The organism is Streptomyces sp. NPDC044061 (genome assembly GCF_056434305.1).
Map to the genome: position 1 here is coordinate 153,312 of NZ_JBWKFL010000002.1, position 13,134 is coordinate 166,445.

The following is a 13,134-nucleotide window of genomic DNA, read 5'->3' on the forward strand; positions in this document are numbered from 1 at the left end:
CACAGCCGCATGGACCCTTTGGAACGCCTCCTCGCCGAGCGCGCCTGCGAGCGCCTCGTCCTTGACTTCGTCCACCGGCTCGACCTCGGTGAACCGGGCTCCGTGGCAGAGCTGTTCACCGAGGACGGCAGCTGGCTGTGGCCGGAGGGCGGACGGCGGATCGAGGGCCGCGAGGCGCTGCGCGCCTACTTCGGCTCCCGTCCCGCCGACCGCCTCTCCCGCCGTCTGATGTCCAACGTCCTGGTCACGGTGGACTCCGCGGAAGCGGCGAGCGCGGTCTCGTACTTCTCGACGTACCGCGTCGACGGCTACGCGGGCGGGGTCGTCCCGGCCGGTCCACCCGTGCAGGTCGGGCACTACGACGACACCTTCACCTTCCGTCGGGCCGACGGCACCTGGCTGCTCGCCTCCCGGACCCTGCACCTGCCCTTCGGCGGTCCCACCCCCCGGGTCAGCTGAGGCCTGCCGCCTCCCGTTCCACCATGCTCAGCGGCGGGCCGGGCAGGGGGCCCTTGCGGGGGCCGAAGCAGATGGTCCACAGCATGTCGGGGGCGAAGAGACGGGTCGGCGGGGTCCTCAGGCTCATCACGTCCAGCAGGCCGCGCAGGGCGCGCGGGTTCCCGGAGCCCGCGGCGACCGCCTTGTCGACGTACGCGGTGAGCAGCCGCTCGACGGCGGTCGGCGGCTGGGGCGCGGCGCCGGGGTAGTACGCGTCCTGGCCCACCGCCAGGTTCCAGGCGTTGCCGACCGGCCGGGCCACCGCGCGCTGGATGCGGCGGGCGGTGCCGGGGGCGGTCGGTCCGTGCCGGTCGAGGACCCGGGCGAGGGCCTGCACGCTCTGCGCGGCGACGGAGAGGCCGTGGCCGTACACGGGGTTGTAGCCGGCGACGGCGTCCCCGATGACCGCGAAGCCGTCCGGCCAGGTCTCGGTGTTCTCGTAGTAGCGGCGGCGGTTGGCCGTGCTGCGGGTGGTGACCGGGTCGGTGAGCGGCTCGGCCCGGGCGATGAGACGGCCGATGATCGGGTCCTTCAGGCCGGTGAGCGCGAAGTGCTCGAACTGCTCGGGGTCGGCGGTCGGTTGGCCGCCGCGGGTGCCGGAGAGCGTGACCAGCCAGCGGTCGTCCTCGATCGGTACGACGACTCCGCCCCGGCCGGGCGCGTCGCGCGGGTCCGCCTGGACGTTCACGACCGGGTAGCGCAGGGCGGTCGTGCCGTCGGGGGCGGCGTAGACGCGGCTGGCGTAGGCGACGCCCGCGTCGACGACCCGCTCCTCGACGTCGGCGTGGCCCAGCTTGCGGAGCCACCTGTGCGCCTGGGAGGCGCGGCCGCTCGCGTCGATCACCAAGTCGGCGTACAGAGTGGTCGGTCGGCCCCCGGACGAGGACGGCACCCGGACGCCCGTCACCCGTCCCTCGTCCCCGACGAGGCCCGCCACCCTCGTGCCGTCGAGCAGCGTGATGCGGCGCCGGCCGAGGACGTCGGCCCGGACCACCGCGTCCAGCAGGTCCCGGCTGCACACGATCATGTGGTGCCGCGAGTCGGTGAACCGCCGGAACCATTCACCCGAGGGGGCCTTGCTCACCAGGTCCGTCATCACGTCGATGAGGCCGGCGCCCCTGCCGACCAGCTCCCCGGTGACGCCCGGCAGCAGCTCCTCCAGCGCGGCCACTCCGCCGGACCACAGCAGGTGGGCGTGGCGCGCCTGGGGCAGTCCCCTGCGCGGCTCGGGGCCCTCCGGCAGCCGGTCGGCCTCCACGATCGTGACCTCGTGGAAGCGGCTGGCGAGCACGGAGGCGGTGAGCATGCCGGCCGTACTGCCGCCGATGACGATCGCGGTGCGGCGGGCGGTGGGTATGTCAGGCATGTGAGCTGAGACCTTCTGTGGCGACCGCCTCCCGGCGGAACGTTTCGACGACCGACGAGTGAAACCGCAGGGCATGCGCGATGCGCTCCAGCTCACTGTCGGGAACATGAGCAACCCGCCCGACGCGAAGGGAGGGGGTGGGCTCGGCCGGACCGGTGGGGGCGGGCTCGGGCCTGGCGAGGGGGACGCGGTCGGCGCGGTCGGCAGCAGCGGACTCCGACCGGCCGCCCCAGGTGCGCCCGGAGGTGTCGGCAGCAGCCCCCTCGGCCCCGCCGACACGAAGGGACTCGGACCGGTCCACACCAGCGGACTCCGACCGGCCGCCCCAGGTGCGCCCGGAGCTGTCGGCAGCAGCCCCCTCGGCCCCGCCGACACGAAGGGACTCGGACCGGTCCACACCAGCGGACTCCGACCGGCCGCCCGGGATGCGCCCGGACGGGTCGACCACGGCCGGCACGGGCCGCTCGGCAGGCACCGGCTCCGGCCGGCCCTGGTGAGCGGGGCCCGATCGGCCCACGGGCACCGGTTCCGGCCGCGCCCCGGAGGCCGGTTCCGGCCGCACCTCGGAAGCCGGCTCGGTTCCGGTCCGCTCGCGGTCTTCCCCGGGTGCCGCCTCCACCCCCGCACCCGGCGAGCGCAGCGCCTCCGTTGCGGTGAGGATGTCCACCGCGCCCGCGATGCCCCGGGCGGTGCAGTCGGGGTAGCCGGCCGCCAGGGCCGCCTGCCACGTCCGCTCCCGGCGGGGCGCGCTGAGGTGCGGGGTCAGTTTGAGGAGGCCGTCGTTGATGGTGGCCCGGCGCAGTTCCAGGCGGAGGTCGGCGCCGCTGACCCGGCCGGTCGCCGGGGCCGCCGCGGCCGTGACGGTCAGCATGGCCTGCCACAGCGGTTTGAGGCGCCGGTAGGTGCGGACCAGGCGCCGGCGCTCCTCGACCACCGGGCCGGCCTGCCCGGCGATGAAGCCCACGGCGACCAGTCCCGCCTCGGCGATGGCGAACGGCGGGGCGACGTACGTCGACAGCCAGTCCCAGTCGCGGCCGTTCCAGCGCGCACCGATCGCGGCGAGCTTGGCCACGTCGAAGATGAGCCCGAGCGCGTAGGCGACCTGGAGGAAGACCACGGCCCGGCGCAGCCAGGTGTCCTCGACCTCCTTGAACCAGGCCCACAGGATGCCTGCGGCGACCAGCGCGGAGACCATGTGCGCGACCAGGTAGAGCAGCGCGAACTCACGCATCCAGGGCGTGTTGGCGTAGTAGGTGTCGAGGTCCCGGAGCCGCTCCACATGGTGGTCGCCGAGCAGGAAGGTCGTCCACAGGCCGAGGATGATGACGGTGTACGCCATCCAGACCGTGCGGGTGCGCCGGCTGCGGACCGCTGACGGGGGCTCGCGCCACGTGATGATCAGCCACAGGCAGGCCCCGCAGTACGCGGTGAGGAGTGAATAGACCCACAGACCGGCGAAGTTGGGGACACCGGCGATCTCGTTGATGCGGTGCAGGTTGCCCGGCGGCAGCGAGGCGAAGACGACCGCGCCGATCCCGAGCAGCAGCGCGGTGGCCCGCAGGATCGGGTCCTGCCAGGCCCGCCGCAGCAGCGGCAGCTTGATCACGAAGGCCACCGCGAGCAGCGCGGCCGGGACCGCGTAGGCGGTGAACGAGCCTGCCAGGTCCCAGCGCATCACGGCCCGCCGATGTTGCCCAGCGAGGACGACAGCCGGCCGGTCAGGGTGTCCTGGGTGGTCCGCCCCGCCGCCGCGCCCGGGCCGACGACCTTGGAGAACTTCGCCGCCAGCCGCAGCCCGCACTCCTCGGCCTCCCACTCCGCCTCGGCCGCCGGCGCCGCGGGCGACCGGGTGGCCATGGCGACCACCTGGTCCCAGGGGACGTCCTCCTCGGCCCGGGACAGCAGTCGGCGCGCCGCCGCGGGCATGCCGGCCGGGTAGTGCACGTCCAGCGTCTGGTAGTGGATGTGGCCGATCTCGTGCCCCGCGATGACGAACTTGTGCTCGTCCGGCGCCCGTTCCTCGACCACGACGATGTACTCCTCGTCCATGGCGAAGGTGACCCCGGAGACGTCCAGGCCCGGCGGGAAGGCGACGAACTTCAGCCGGACCGGCCGGTCCAGCTGTGGGCTGAGCGTGGCGCAGACCGCGTGCAGGAAGGTCTTGGGCCCGGTGGGCGGGGTCAGCGTCCGGGCGGTGTCGCGGACGAGCCGGTCGAGGAACCGCTTGGGCGACCTGGCCGGTCTGCGGGACTTCGGCGATCTGTCGGGGCTCATGCGTCGTCCTTGCGGTCGTCGTCCTTGCGGCCGAGGTCGGCGGGCGTTCGGCGACCATAGGACCAGCGGGGCCGGAATGGCATGTTCCCCGAAGGAAAACGATCGTTTACGGCCAGCGCCGGATCAGGCACGCCCGGCGCCCCTCAGTTCGGCGACCCCCTGCACGCCCGCCGGACTCCCCACCCGCTCCGAGGTGATGATCATCTCCGCCAGGTCCGCGAGGGTGGCCAGCTGACGGGCGTTCATCTGCGGGGCGCGCGCGGCCAGCCGCACCAGTCCGCTCTCCCGCAGCCGCAGCAGCGGGTCCGCCTCCGCCTCCAGACTCTGCAGCACCGGCTGCAACGCCTCGTGCAGCGCCTCCTGTTCGTCGGCGGTGAAGAAGCCCGCCGACAGACCGAAGAACCTGCGCAGCCGGTCGGTGTGCTCGAGGCTCGGCATCCCGCTCTTGCGCCACTCGCTCAGCCACTGCCTGCTGGTTCCGGCGATCCTGGCCAGCTCGTCCAGCGAGTACCGCTTGCCGTCGGGCCTGCGCCGCGTCTCCCGGATGAAGTCCAGCCGCTGCCGCACCCGTTGGGCGAGGCAGGCCTCCGGCGCCCGGCCGTCCGAGAGCAGTTCCACGACCACGCCGACGGGGATGCCGGTGCGGTGGGAGAGGCCGGCCACGTCCAGGACCTCCGCCAGCCGGCCGGGCCGGCCGGTCAGCTCCCCGAGCCGGTCCAGCACGTCGGCCAGCGGGGCGTAGGCGTCACTCACCGAGGTCCCCCCTGGGCGTGTCGTCCGTTCCGTGGCTGAGCTGACGCGAGGCTACCCGGTCACCCGGGCGCCGACCAGAGATGACAACGCTGGCTGCTGAAAGAGGCAGCAATCGTTGACAGTTGAGGGTGCGGTGGGTGAGGATCGGGGCACAGAGAGCAAGATCGACCCGCCCCGGGTGCTGCCTATGGGGGAGCAGCATCCGGGGCGTTCCTCTGTCCGCCTTCTCCCCACGAAGGTGAGTCTCCGATGCCGCAGTCCGTCCTTCTGCTCGGGACCGGCCGCCGGGCCGCGTACGACGAGTACCCGCTGGCGCGGATCGCGGCGGCCCACCCGGTGGTGCTGGTCGGCACCGACCCGCCCGCCTGGGCACGTCCCTACCTGGCCGGACACCTCGCCGCCGACCCCGCCCAGGGGGCCGCCACCGCCGAGGCCGTCGCGCGGTACGCCACACGGCACCGGGTCCGAGGGGTGCTGACCTGGTCCGCCGAGCACCTGACCGGTGCGGCCCGACTCGCCGCCCGGCTGGCGTTGCCCGGCATCCCGTACGAGACCGCGGCGGCCTGCGCGGACCCGGTCGAGTTACGGGCCCTGCTCGCCCGCCACAAGGTCGCGCCGGCCGGCCGGGAGGACACGGAGGGACAGTTGGTCTCGGCCGAGGCCGTCGTCCTGGACGACGAGGTCCGCATCGCGGCGCTCACCCGTACGACCCCGGGCCCGGCGCCCGCCCGGCAGCCGCTGCGGCACTTCGTGCACGCCCACGACCAACTGCTGCACAACCCGTTCCTGCGGCACACGGTGGCGCGGACCGTGCGCGCGCTCGGCCTCGCCCACACCGTCGTCCACATCGGCCTGCGCCTGACCGCCCGCGGCCCCCGCGTCACGGACGTCGTCCCGCATCTGCCCGGCGACCTGATCCCGCTGCTGGTCGAACGGGCCACCGGTGTCGACCTCGCGCTGGCCGCCGCCGCCCTGGCCACCGGCCGGCTCCCGGACGTGACCCCGACCCGGCAGCGGGCGGCCGCGATCCAGTTCGCCTACCCGGCCACGACCGGCCGGCTGACCCATCTGCACCTGGACCCGGCCGCCGGGTTCGATCCGTCTGCCGAGCGCATGGTCCTCACCCGGCGGCCCGGCGACCCGGTCACCGCGGCCGGCCACGCGGGCCCGGCCGACCGGCTCGCGCACTGGGTGACGGAGGGCGAGGACCCCGAGGAGTGCGCCCGCGTTCTGGCCCGGTTGGCGTACTACCTGGACGCCGCTGTGACACCTCGGGCGACCCGGGTCGCCTGACGACGACAGCGCCGGGGAACCGCGTGACCCCGGTCACCACGCCCGTGTGCCCACAGCCACCCCTCGGACCGCGCACGGCGGCCGGTAAAGTGGCGGGGTCGTCATCACACCTGTACGGGGGGAAGCCGGTGCAATTCCGGCGCTGACCCGCAACCGTGAACCGTCCCCCGGACGGTGAGCCGGACTGCCCCGGACGGGACGTTGACCGGCTCGCGTGCGCGGCGGCCCGCCGCGCACGGCACCGTCGAGGTTTACGGAGCCGAGCCGCCCGGGTGGTCCCGTGCGCTGCCGGCTCCTCGCAGGGAGAGGCAGTCGCCGACCATGAACGTCCGCCGCAGTGCCGCGGCTCTCGCCGCCATAGGCGTGCTGGCCGCAGCCGCACCCGCCACGGCCGCCGGCCCGTCCCCGTCCGCCTCCCCGAAGGTGAACATCCCGTCCGGCCTGTTCGGCAAGGCGGACCCGACCTACGACGGTGTCTGGCGCCAGTCGCTCGCGCTGATCGCGCAGCGGACGCTCGGCTACCGCCCCGCCGCCTCGGCCGTCGACTGGCTGGTCGGGCAGCAGTGCGACAAGGGCGGCTTCGCCGCCTTCCGCGCCGACACCGCCAAGCCCTGCGAGGGCAAGGGCGGCGCCCAGCCCGACACCAACAGCACGGCCGCCGCGGTCCAGGCGCTGAACGCGGTCGGCGGGCACGAGAAAGAGGTCCGTGACGCCCTGGTCTGGCTGACGAACCTGCAGAACAAGGACGGCGGCTGGGGGTACACGCCGGGCGGCCCGAGCGACACCAACTCCACCAGCGTCGTCATCGGCGCGCTCGCCGCCGACGGCCAGGACCCCGCCCAGGTGCACACCGGGAGCAAGACCCCGTACGACCTGCTGGCCGAGTGGTCCATCCCCTGCGACCAGGACGGTGGCGGCGCCCTCGCCTACCAGCCGGACAAGAAGGGCAAGCTGCTCGCCAACGCGGACGCGACCGCGGCCGGGGTGCTGGGCGCGCTCGGCAAGGGATTCGTGACGGAGGCCGGCAAGGCGTCCGCGAAGGACACCTGCGCCAAGGGCGGCCACCTCGACGCGGCCCAGGTGGCGGGCAACGCCGCCGCGTATCTGACGTCGGCCGTCGCGAAGACCGGCCACCTGCGGTCCGCGCTCCCCGGCGCCGAGGACCAGCCCGACTTCGGCAACACGGCGGACACGGTCGTCGCGCTCGCCGCGGCCGGCCGCACCGAGCAGGCGAAGGCGTCGTACGCCTGGCTGGAGAAGAACGCCACGCAGTGGGCGACCCAGAGCGGCCCGGCCGCGTACGCCCAGCTGATCCTCGCCGCCCACGCGATCGGCGCCCAGCCGGGCGACTTCGGCGGCACGAGCCTGGTCCGGTCCCTCAACGCCCTGGGCCCGGCCCCGCACATGGACTCGGCCGCGCGGAAGGCGAAGGCGTCCGACGGCGACACGCACACCGGCGTCTGGTGGATCGTCGGTGTCGGCCTGGTCGCGGGCATCGGCATCGGGTTCCTGCTCAGCGGCCGGAAGAAGCGGCAGCCGTGACCGCCGTCCGCCGTACCGCGCCACTGCTGCTCGCCACGCTCGTCCTGCTGATGGCCTGCGCCGCCCAGGCGCGGGCCACGGGCTACCGCTACTGGTCGTTCTGGGAGCGCACCGGAGGCCGGTGGACGTACGCGACGCAGGGCCCCTCGACCGTGCGCCCGGACGACGGCTCCGTGGAGGGCATGCGGTTCGCGGTGAGCGAGGACTCGGCGGACGCGACCCGGCCGCGCGGTACGGCGGACTTCGGCACCATCTGCGCCGGCACACCGGCCGAGCCGGGCACCAAGCGGGTCGCCCTCGTCATCGACTTCGGCACGCCCGCCGACGCGCCGTCCGGCGAGACCCCGCCTGGCCGGCGCACGGCCTGCGCCCGCGTCTCCCCCGACGCGACGACGGCCGAGACGCTGGCCGCCGTCGCCAAGCCCCTGCGCTACGACACCAACGCGCTGCTGTGCGCGATCTCCGGGTATCCCGAGAAGGGCTGCGGGGAGCAGGTGTCGGCCGACAGGAACGGCGCGGCGGCGAAGGGGAAGCAGTACCCGGAGAAGGACGGGAAGAAGGACGGGAAGAAGTCGGACGGCGGCCCTTCCCTGGGGCTGCCGCTCGGAGCGGGAGCGGTCGCCCTGCTGGCCGCGGCGGCGGCATGGCAGGCCCGGCGGCGCGGGAATGCGTAGCCCCGGCAGCCTCGGTGAGCCGGAGCGCCCTCGCCCGGCCGCCGCGGCCGGGCAGTCGCGGCCGGCCGCGCAACCCGTGCCCGCCCGGCGCCCCCACCGCACACCGCTGCACCCCGGCGCCTGGTGGCTCTGGTCCCTGGGCCTGGGCACGGCGGCCACCCGAACCACCAATCCCCTCCTCCTCGCCCTTCTCATCGGCGCGGCGGGCTATGTGGTGGCCACCCACCGCTCGTCCTCCCCCTGGTCCCGCTCCTACGCCGCCTTCGCCAGACTCGGCGTCGCCGTCGTCCTCATCCGCATCGCCTTCACGGTCGTCCTCGGCTCCCCCGTCCCCGGCACCCACGTCCTGTTCACGCTCCCCCAAGTCCCGCTCCCGCACTGGGCGCAGGGCATCCGCCTCGGCGGCGAGGTCACCGCGGAGGCCCTGCTCTTCGCCGGCTACAACGGCCTCAAGCTCGCCGCGCTCCTCATCTGCGTCGGCGCCGCCAACGCCCTGGCGAGCCCGGCCCGGCTGCTGAAGTCGCTGCCCGGCGCCCTGTACGAGACGGGCGTGGCCGTGGTCGTCGCGCTCACCTTCGCGCCGCACCTCATCGCCGACGTCCAGCGGCTGCGCGCCGCCCGTCGGCTGCGCGGCCGCCCGGACCGGGGGGTGCGGGGCCTGCTGCAGGTCGGACTGCCGGTCCTGGAGGGCGCGTTGGAGCGTTCGGTCGCCCTCGCCGCCGCGATGGACGCCCGCGGCTACGGCCGTACCGCCGACGTCCCCACCCCGGTGCGCCGTACGACGACCGCGCTCACCCTCGGCGGACTGCTCGGCGTGTGCGCGGGAACGTACGGACTGCTCACCGCGGAGGGCGGCACGTACGGGCTGCCGGTGCTGCTCGCCGGAGTCGCCGCCGCGCTCGCGGGCCTGCGCCTGGGCGGCCGCCGCTCCCCGCGCACCCGGTACCGCCCGGAGTCGTGGGGGACGCACGCGTGGCTGGTGGCGGGCTCGGGTGCCGCGGCCGCCGCGCTGCTCACGCTCGCCTCCGTGAGCGATCCGGACGCGCTGCACCCCGGAGTCGTACCCCTGGTCGCCCCCACCCTGCCGCTGTGGCCGGCCGCGGCCGTGCTGCCGGCCCTGCTGCCCGCCTTCGCCGTCCCCAAGCAGTCCCCGGACCCCGAGGAGCCGTCGTGATCCGCTTCGAGGAGGTCGGCGTCCGCTACGAGGGCGCGGCCGAACCGGCAGTGCAGGGTGTGGACTTCGAAGTGCCAGAGGGTGAACTGGCGCTGCTGGTCGGCCCGTCCGGGGTGGGCAAGTCGACCGTGCTGGGGGCGGTCAGCGGGCTGGTCCCGCACTTCACCGGCGGCACCCTGAGCGGCCGGGTCACGGTGGCCGGCCGGGACACGCGTACCCACAAGCCGCGCGAACTCGCCGACGTCGTGGGCACGGTGGGCCAGGATCCGCTCGCCCACTTCGTGACGGACACGGTGGAGGAGGAACTCGCCTACGGCATGGAGTCGTTGGGGCTCGCCCCTGAGGTGATGCGACGCCGGGTGGAGGAGACCCTGGACCTGCTGGGCCTGGCCGGTCTGCGCGACCGCCCGATCGCCACGCTCTCCGGCGGGCAGCGACAGCGGGTCGCGATCGGCTCGGTCCTCACCCCGCACCCGCGGGTGCTGGTGCTGGACGAGCCGACCTCGGCGCTCGACCCGGCCGCGGCGGAGGAGGTCCTGGCCGTCCTGCAGCGCCTGGTCCACGACCTCGGTACGACGGTCCTGCTGGCCGAGCACCGCCTGGAACGCGTGATCCAGTACGCCGACCGGGTCGTCCTGCTGCCCGCCCCCGGCTCGGCCCCGCTGCACGGCGACCCGGCCGAGCTGATGGCGGTCTCCCCGGTGTACCCCCCGGTGGTGGACCTGGGCCGGCTGGCCGGCTGGAGCCCGCTCCCGCTGACGGTCCGGGACGCCCGCCGCCGCGCCGGTGAGCTGCGCGAACGACTGGCCGGGAGCACCCCGGCGCCCGGTCCGGCCGCCGCTCCGGAAGCGCGCCTCGCCCCCGTGCCGGCCCCGCGCCGCCGCCTGTTCCGGCGGGCCGCCGCCCCCGGCCCCACCGCTCCCCCGCAGGTCGCCGAGGTCCGCTCGCTGGCCGTCCGCCGGAGCCGGATCACCGCCCTGCGCGACGTCGACCTGACCGTGGCGCCCGGTGAGACGGTCGCTCTGATGGGCCGCAACGGCGCCGGGAAGTCCACCCTGCTCGGTTCCCTGGTCGGACTGGTGGAGCCCAGCTCCGGCTCGGTCCTCGTGGGCGGTGCCGTGCCGCACCGCAGCGCGCCGCGCGACCTCGTGCGCCGGGTCGGTCTCGTGCCGCAGGAGCCGCGCGACCTGCTGTACGCGGACACGGTGGCCGCCGAGTGCGCGGCCGCCGACCGGGACGCGGAGGCCGAGCCGGGCACCTGCCGGTCCCTGGTGTCGGAGCTGCTGCCGGACATCACGGACGACACCCACCCCCGCGATCTCTCGGAGGGCCAGCGCCTGGCGCTCGCGCTGGCGGTGATCCTGACCGCCCGCCCGCCCCTGCTCCTGCTCGACGAGCCGACGCGCGGTCTGGACTACGCGGCCAAGGCCCGCCTGGTCACGGTGCTGCGCGCGCTGGCAGCCGAGGGGCACGCGATCGTGCTGGCCACGCATGACGTGGAGCTGGCGGCCGAGATCGCGCACCGGGTGGTGCTGCTCGCCGACGGCGAGGTGATCGCCGACGGCCCGACGGCGGAGATCGTGGTCTCGTCCCCCTCCTTCGCCCCGCAGGTCACCAAGATCCTGGCCCCGCAGCGCTGGCTGACCGTGTCCGAGGTCCGGGAGGCCCTGGCATGACGACTCCCTGCACCCCGGGCCCGGACCGCACGGACCTGACCGGTTCCGCCCCCCGCCCTGCCGGGGCCGGCCCGGCCCTCGTCCCCCGCCGGGCTCGCGCCGTCCGCGCCGTCCATCTGGGCCCCCGCTCCCTGGCCGCGCTCGGCCTGGTCAGCGCGGTCGGTGTGGTCGCCTTCTGCTGGCCCTTCCTCGCCCCGCCCAGTTCGCAGCTCGGCGCACACACCGAGGACGCACCCTGGCTGTTCGCGGGCCTGCTGGTGCTGCTGGTCGCGGTCGTGGCGGCGACGATCTCCGAGTCGGGCCTCGGTCCGAAGGCCGTGGCCATGCTGGGCGTGCTGGCCGCGACCGGGGCGGCGCTGCGCCCGGTCGGCGCGGGCACCGCCGGGATCGAGCCGATGTTCTTCCTCATGGTGCTCAGCGGGCGGGTGCTCGGGCCCGGCTTCGGCTTCGTGCTCGGCTCGGTGACGATGTTCGCGTCCGCGCTGCTCACCGGCGGGGTCGGACCGTGGATGCCGTTCCAGATGCTGGCGATGGGCTGGTTCACCATGGGCGCCGGGCTCCTGCCGGGCCGGTCCCGGCTGCGCGGCCGGGGGGAACTCCTGCTGCTGGCGGTCTACGGCTTCCTCGCGGCCTTCGCCTACGGCACGGTCATGAATCTGGCCGGCTGGCCCTTCATGGGCGCCCTGACGTCGAACATCGCCTTCGACCCGCACGCCGCGGTCCCCGCCAACCTGGCCCGGTTCGCCGCCTACTGCCTGGCCACCTCCATGGGCTGGGACCTGGGCCGGGCGGTCTGCACGGTCGTTCTCACCCTCGTCCTCGGGCCGGCGCTGCTGCGCGCGCTGCGCCGGGCCACACGACGGGCCGCTTTCGAGACCGCGGTCACATTCGACGCTCCCGCCGGGTGAGCAACGGGTGAGCACCCGCCTGCGGTCCGTCAGCGGACCGGTGAAGCACCCCACATGACGCAGGTCACCTACGATCGGACGCCGTAGCTCCAAATGTCCGATACGCCCATGCGTGCGCCCCTTCTGACCTGCACTTTGAGACCCACGCCACACAAGCGACCTTTGCCGCTGATCCGGCCACAACTAGTAAAAGGGGTCATTGCGGACCCGTTTCGAGCCTGCTTCTCTGGACGACGTCGCCAGGCGCCACGAACCCGAACGGGTCCGGGCGCCGACGTACACGGCCACCACATGACGTGGGGTTCGGATACGGGCGATCCACTGTCCCCGACGCAAGAGGTTCTCCGTGTCCGTCTCCTTCATCCGCCGCATCGCTTCCCCGAAGAAGGCCATCACCGCCGCCGCCCTGGCTGCCGCCACCGCCGGCATGGCGCTGTCCGCGGCGCCCGCCCAGGCCGCCACCACCTCGGCCCCCTCGGCTCAGTCGATCGCGCACAAGATGATTCCGGACGCCGCGCAGTACAACGCGTTCAGCAAGATCGTCGAGCACGAGAGTGGCTGGAACCCCGCCGCCACCAACAGCTCCTCCGGCGCCTACGGCCTGGTCCAGGCCCTGCCGGGTTCGAAGATGGCCTCGGCCGGTTCCGACTGGAAGACCAACCCGGCCACCCAGATCAAGTGGGGTCTGGACTACATGAACTCCCGCTACGGCAGCCCGGCCAAGGCCTGGAGCTTCTGGCAGGCCAACGGCTGGTACTGAGCCACCCGGCCTCGCGACACCCGGCGCCGGCCCCCCGCCTCCGGCCCCCCCCCCGGCTCCAGACCTCCCGGTCCACTCCGCCCGGCCTCACGGCCTGCCCTGGGCCGCCCCGCTGACGAACCAGCGCGCGATGCCGGCCAGGGCTGCCCGGTACGACCCTCCGTGGTCGACGGGCCCCATATCCAGCACCCGCACCCTCGCCCGCCGCCGGGCGAG

At 74.6% G+C, this 13,134-nt stretch carries 12 protein-coding genes; 8 read left to right on the forward strand and 4 right to left on the reverse strand.

Translation table 11 applies throughout. The features are described from left to right. Nucleotides 1-9 precede the first annotated feature (9 nt). Nucleotides 10-459: a nuclear transport factor 2 family protein gene (locus tag AC07CM_RS03180; protein WP_478874594.1), complete on the forward strand. Its 450-nt coding sequence runs from the start codon at nucleotides 10-12 to the stop codon at nucleotides 457-459. On the opposite strand, the gene AC07CM_RS03185 is transcribed toward AC07CM_RS03180, so the two are convergent. From AC07CM_RS03185 to AC07CM_RS03200, 4 genes are all read right to left on the reverse strand, one after another. Continuing rightward, nucleotides 452-1,864: an FAD-dependent oxidoreductase gene (locus AC07CM_RS03185; protein WP_478874595.1), complete on the reverse strand. Its 1,413-nt coding sequence runs from the start codon at nucleotides 1,862-1,864 to the stop codon at nucleotides 452-454. The genes AC07CM_RS03180 and AC07CM_RS03185 overlap by 8 nt on opposite strands. Continuing rightward, nucleotides 1,857-3,539 carry an MAB_1171c family putative transporter gene (locus AC07CM_RS03190; protein ID WP_478874891.1) on the reverse strand — a complete coding sequence of 561 codons (1,683 nt, stop codon included), beginning with the start codon at nucleotides 3,537-3,539 and terminating at the stop codon, nucleotides 1,857-1,859. Before AC07CM_RS03190 ends, AC07CM_RS03185 begins: the two co-directional genes overlap by 8 nt. Continuing rightward, nucleotides 3,539-4,138, reverse strand: coding sequence for a hypothetical protein (locus AC07CM_RS03195; protein ID WP_478874596.1), 600 nt, complete (start codon nucleotides 4,136-4,138; stop codon nucleotides 3,539-3,541). The genes AC07CM_RS03190 and AC07CM_RS03195 overlap by 1 nt, the downstream gene beginning before the upstream one ends. Nucleotides 4,139-4,261: 123 nt before the next feature. Next, nucleotides 4,262-4,891, reverse strand: coding sequence for a helix-turn-helix domain-containing protein (locus tag AC07CM_RS03200; RefSeq protein WP_478874597.1), 630 nt, complete (start codon nucleotides 4,889-4,891; stop codon nucleotides 4,262-4,264). A 249-nt stretch (nucleotides 4,892-5,140) separates the two neighbouring features. Here AC07CM_RS03200 and AC07CM_RS03205 point away from each other — a divergent pair, with 249 nt between their 5' ends. From AC07CM_RS03205 to AC07CM_RS03235, 7 genes are all read left to right on the forward strand, one after another. After that, nucleotides 5,141-6,184: a hypothetical protein gene (locus tag AC07CM_RS03205; RefSeq protein WP_478874598.1), complete on the forward strand. Its 1,044-nt coding sequence runs from the start codon at nucleotides 5,141-5,143 to the stop codon at nucleotides 6,182-6,184. 321 nt (nucleotides 6,185-6,505) lie between these two features. Continuing rightward, on the forward strand, nucleotides 6,506-7,726 hold the full coding sequence (locus tag AC07CM_RS03210; RefSeq protein WP_478874599.1) for a prenyltransferase/squalene oxidase repeat-containing protein: 1,221 nt from the start codon (nucleotides 6,506-6,508) through the stop codon (nucleotides 7,724-7,726). Further along, on the forward strand, nucleotides 7,723-8,400 hold the full coding sequence (locus AC07CM_RS03215; RefSeq protein WP_478874600.1) for an SCO2322 family protein: 678 nt from the start codon (nucleotides 7,723-7,725) through the stop codon (nucleotides 8,398-8,400). The genes AC07CM_RS03210 and AC07CM_RS03215 overlap by 4 nt, the downstream gene beginning before the upstream one ends. Beyond that, the gene (locus AC07CM_RS03220; protein ID WP_478874601.1) at nucleotides 8,393-9,574 is read left to right on the forward strand and encodes an energy-coupling factor transporter transmembrane component T; all 1,182 of its coding nucleotides are present in this window, start codon (nucleotides 8,393-8,395) and stop codon (nucleotides 9,572-9,574) included. The genes AC07CM_RS03215 and AC07CM_RS03220 overlap by 8 nt, the downstream gene beginning before the upstream one ends. Then, entirely contained in the window at nucleotides 9,571-11,250 is a 1,680-nt protein-coding gene (locus AC07CM_RS03225) for an ABC transporter ATP-binding protein (RefSeq protein WP_478874602.1), read from the forward strand. Before AC07CM_RS03220 ends, AC07CM_RS03225 begins: the two co-directional genes overlap by 4 nt. Then, nucleotides 11,247-12,158: an ECF transporter S component gene (locus AC07CM_RS03230; protein ID WP_478874603.1), complete on the forward strand. Its 912-nt coding sequence runs from the start codon at nucleotides 11,247-11,249 to the stop codon at nucleotides 12,156-12,158. The genes AC07CM_RS03225 and AC07CM_RS03230 overlap by 4 nt, the downstream gene beginning before the upstream one ends. Before the next feature lie 346 nt (nucleotides 12,159-12,504). Beyond that, nucleotides 12,505-12,918, forward strand: a complete 414-nt coding sequence (locus tag AC07CM_RS03235; protein WP_478874604.1) for an aggregation-promoting factor C-terminal-like domain-containing protein — start codon at nucleotides 12,505-12,507, stop codon at nucleotides 12,916-12,918. Nucleotides 12,919-13,134 lie beyond the last annotated feature (216 nt).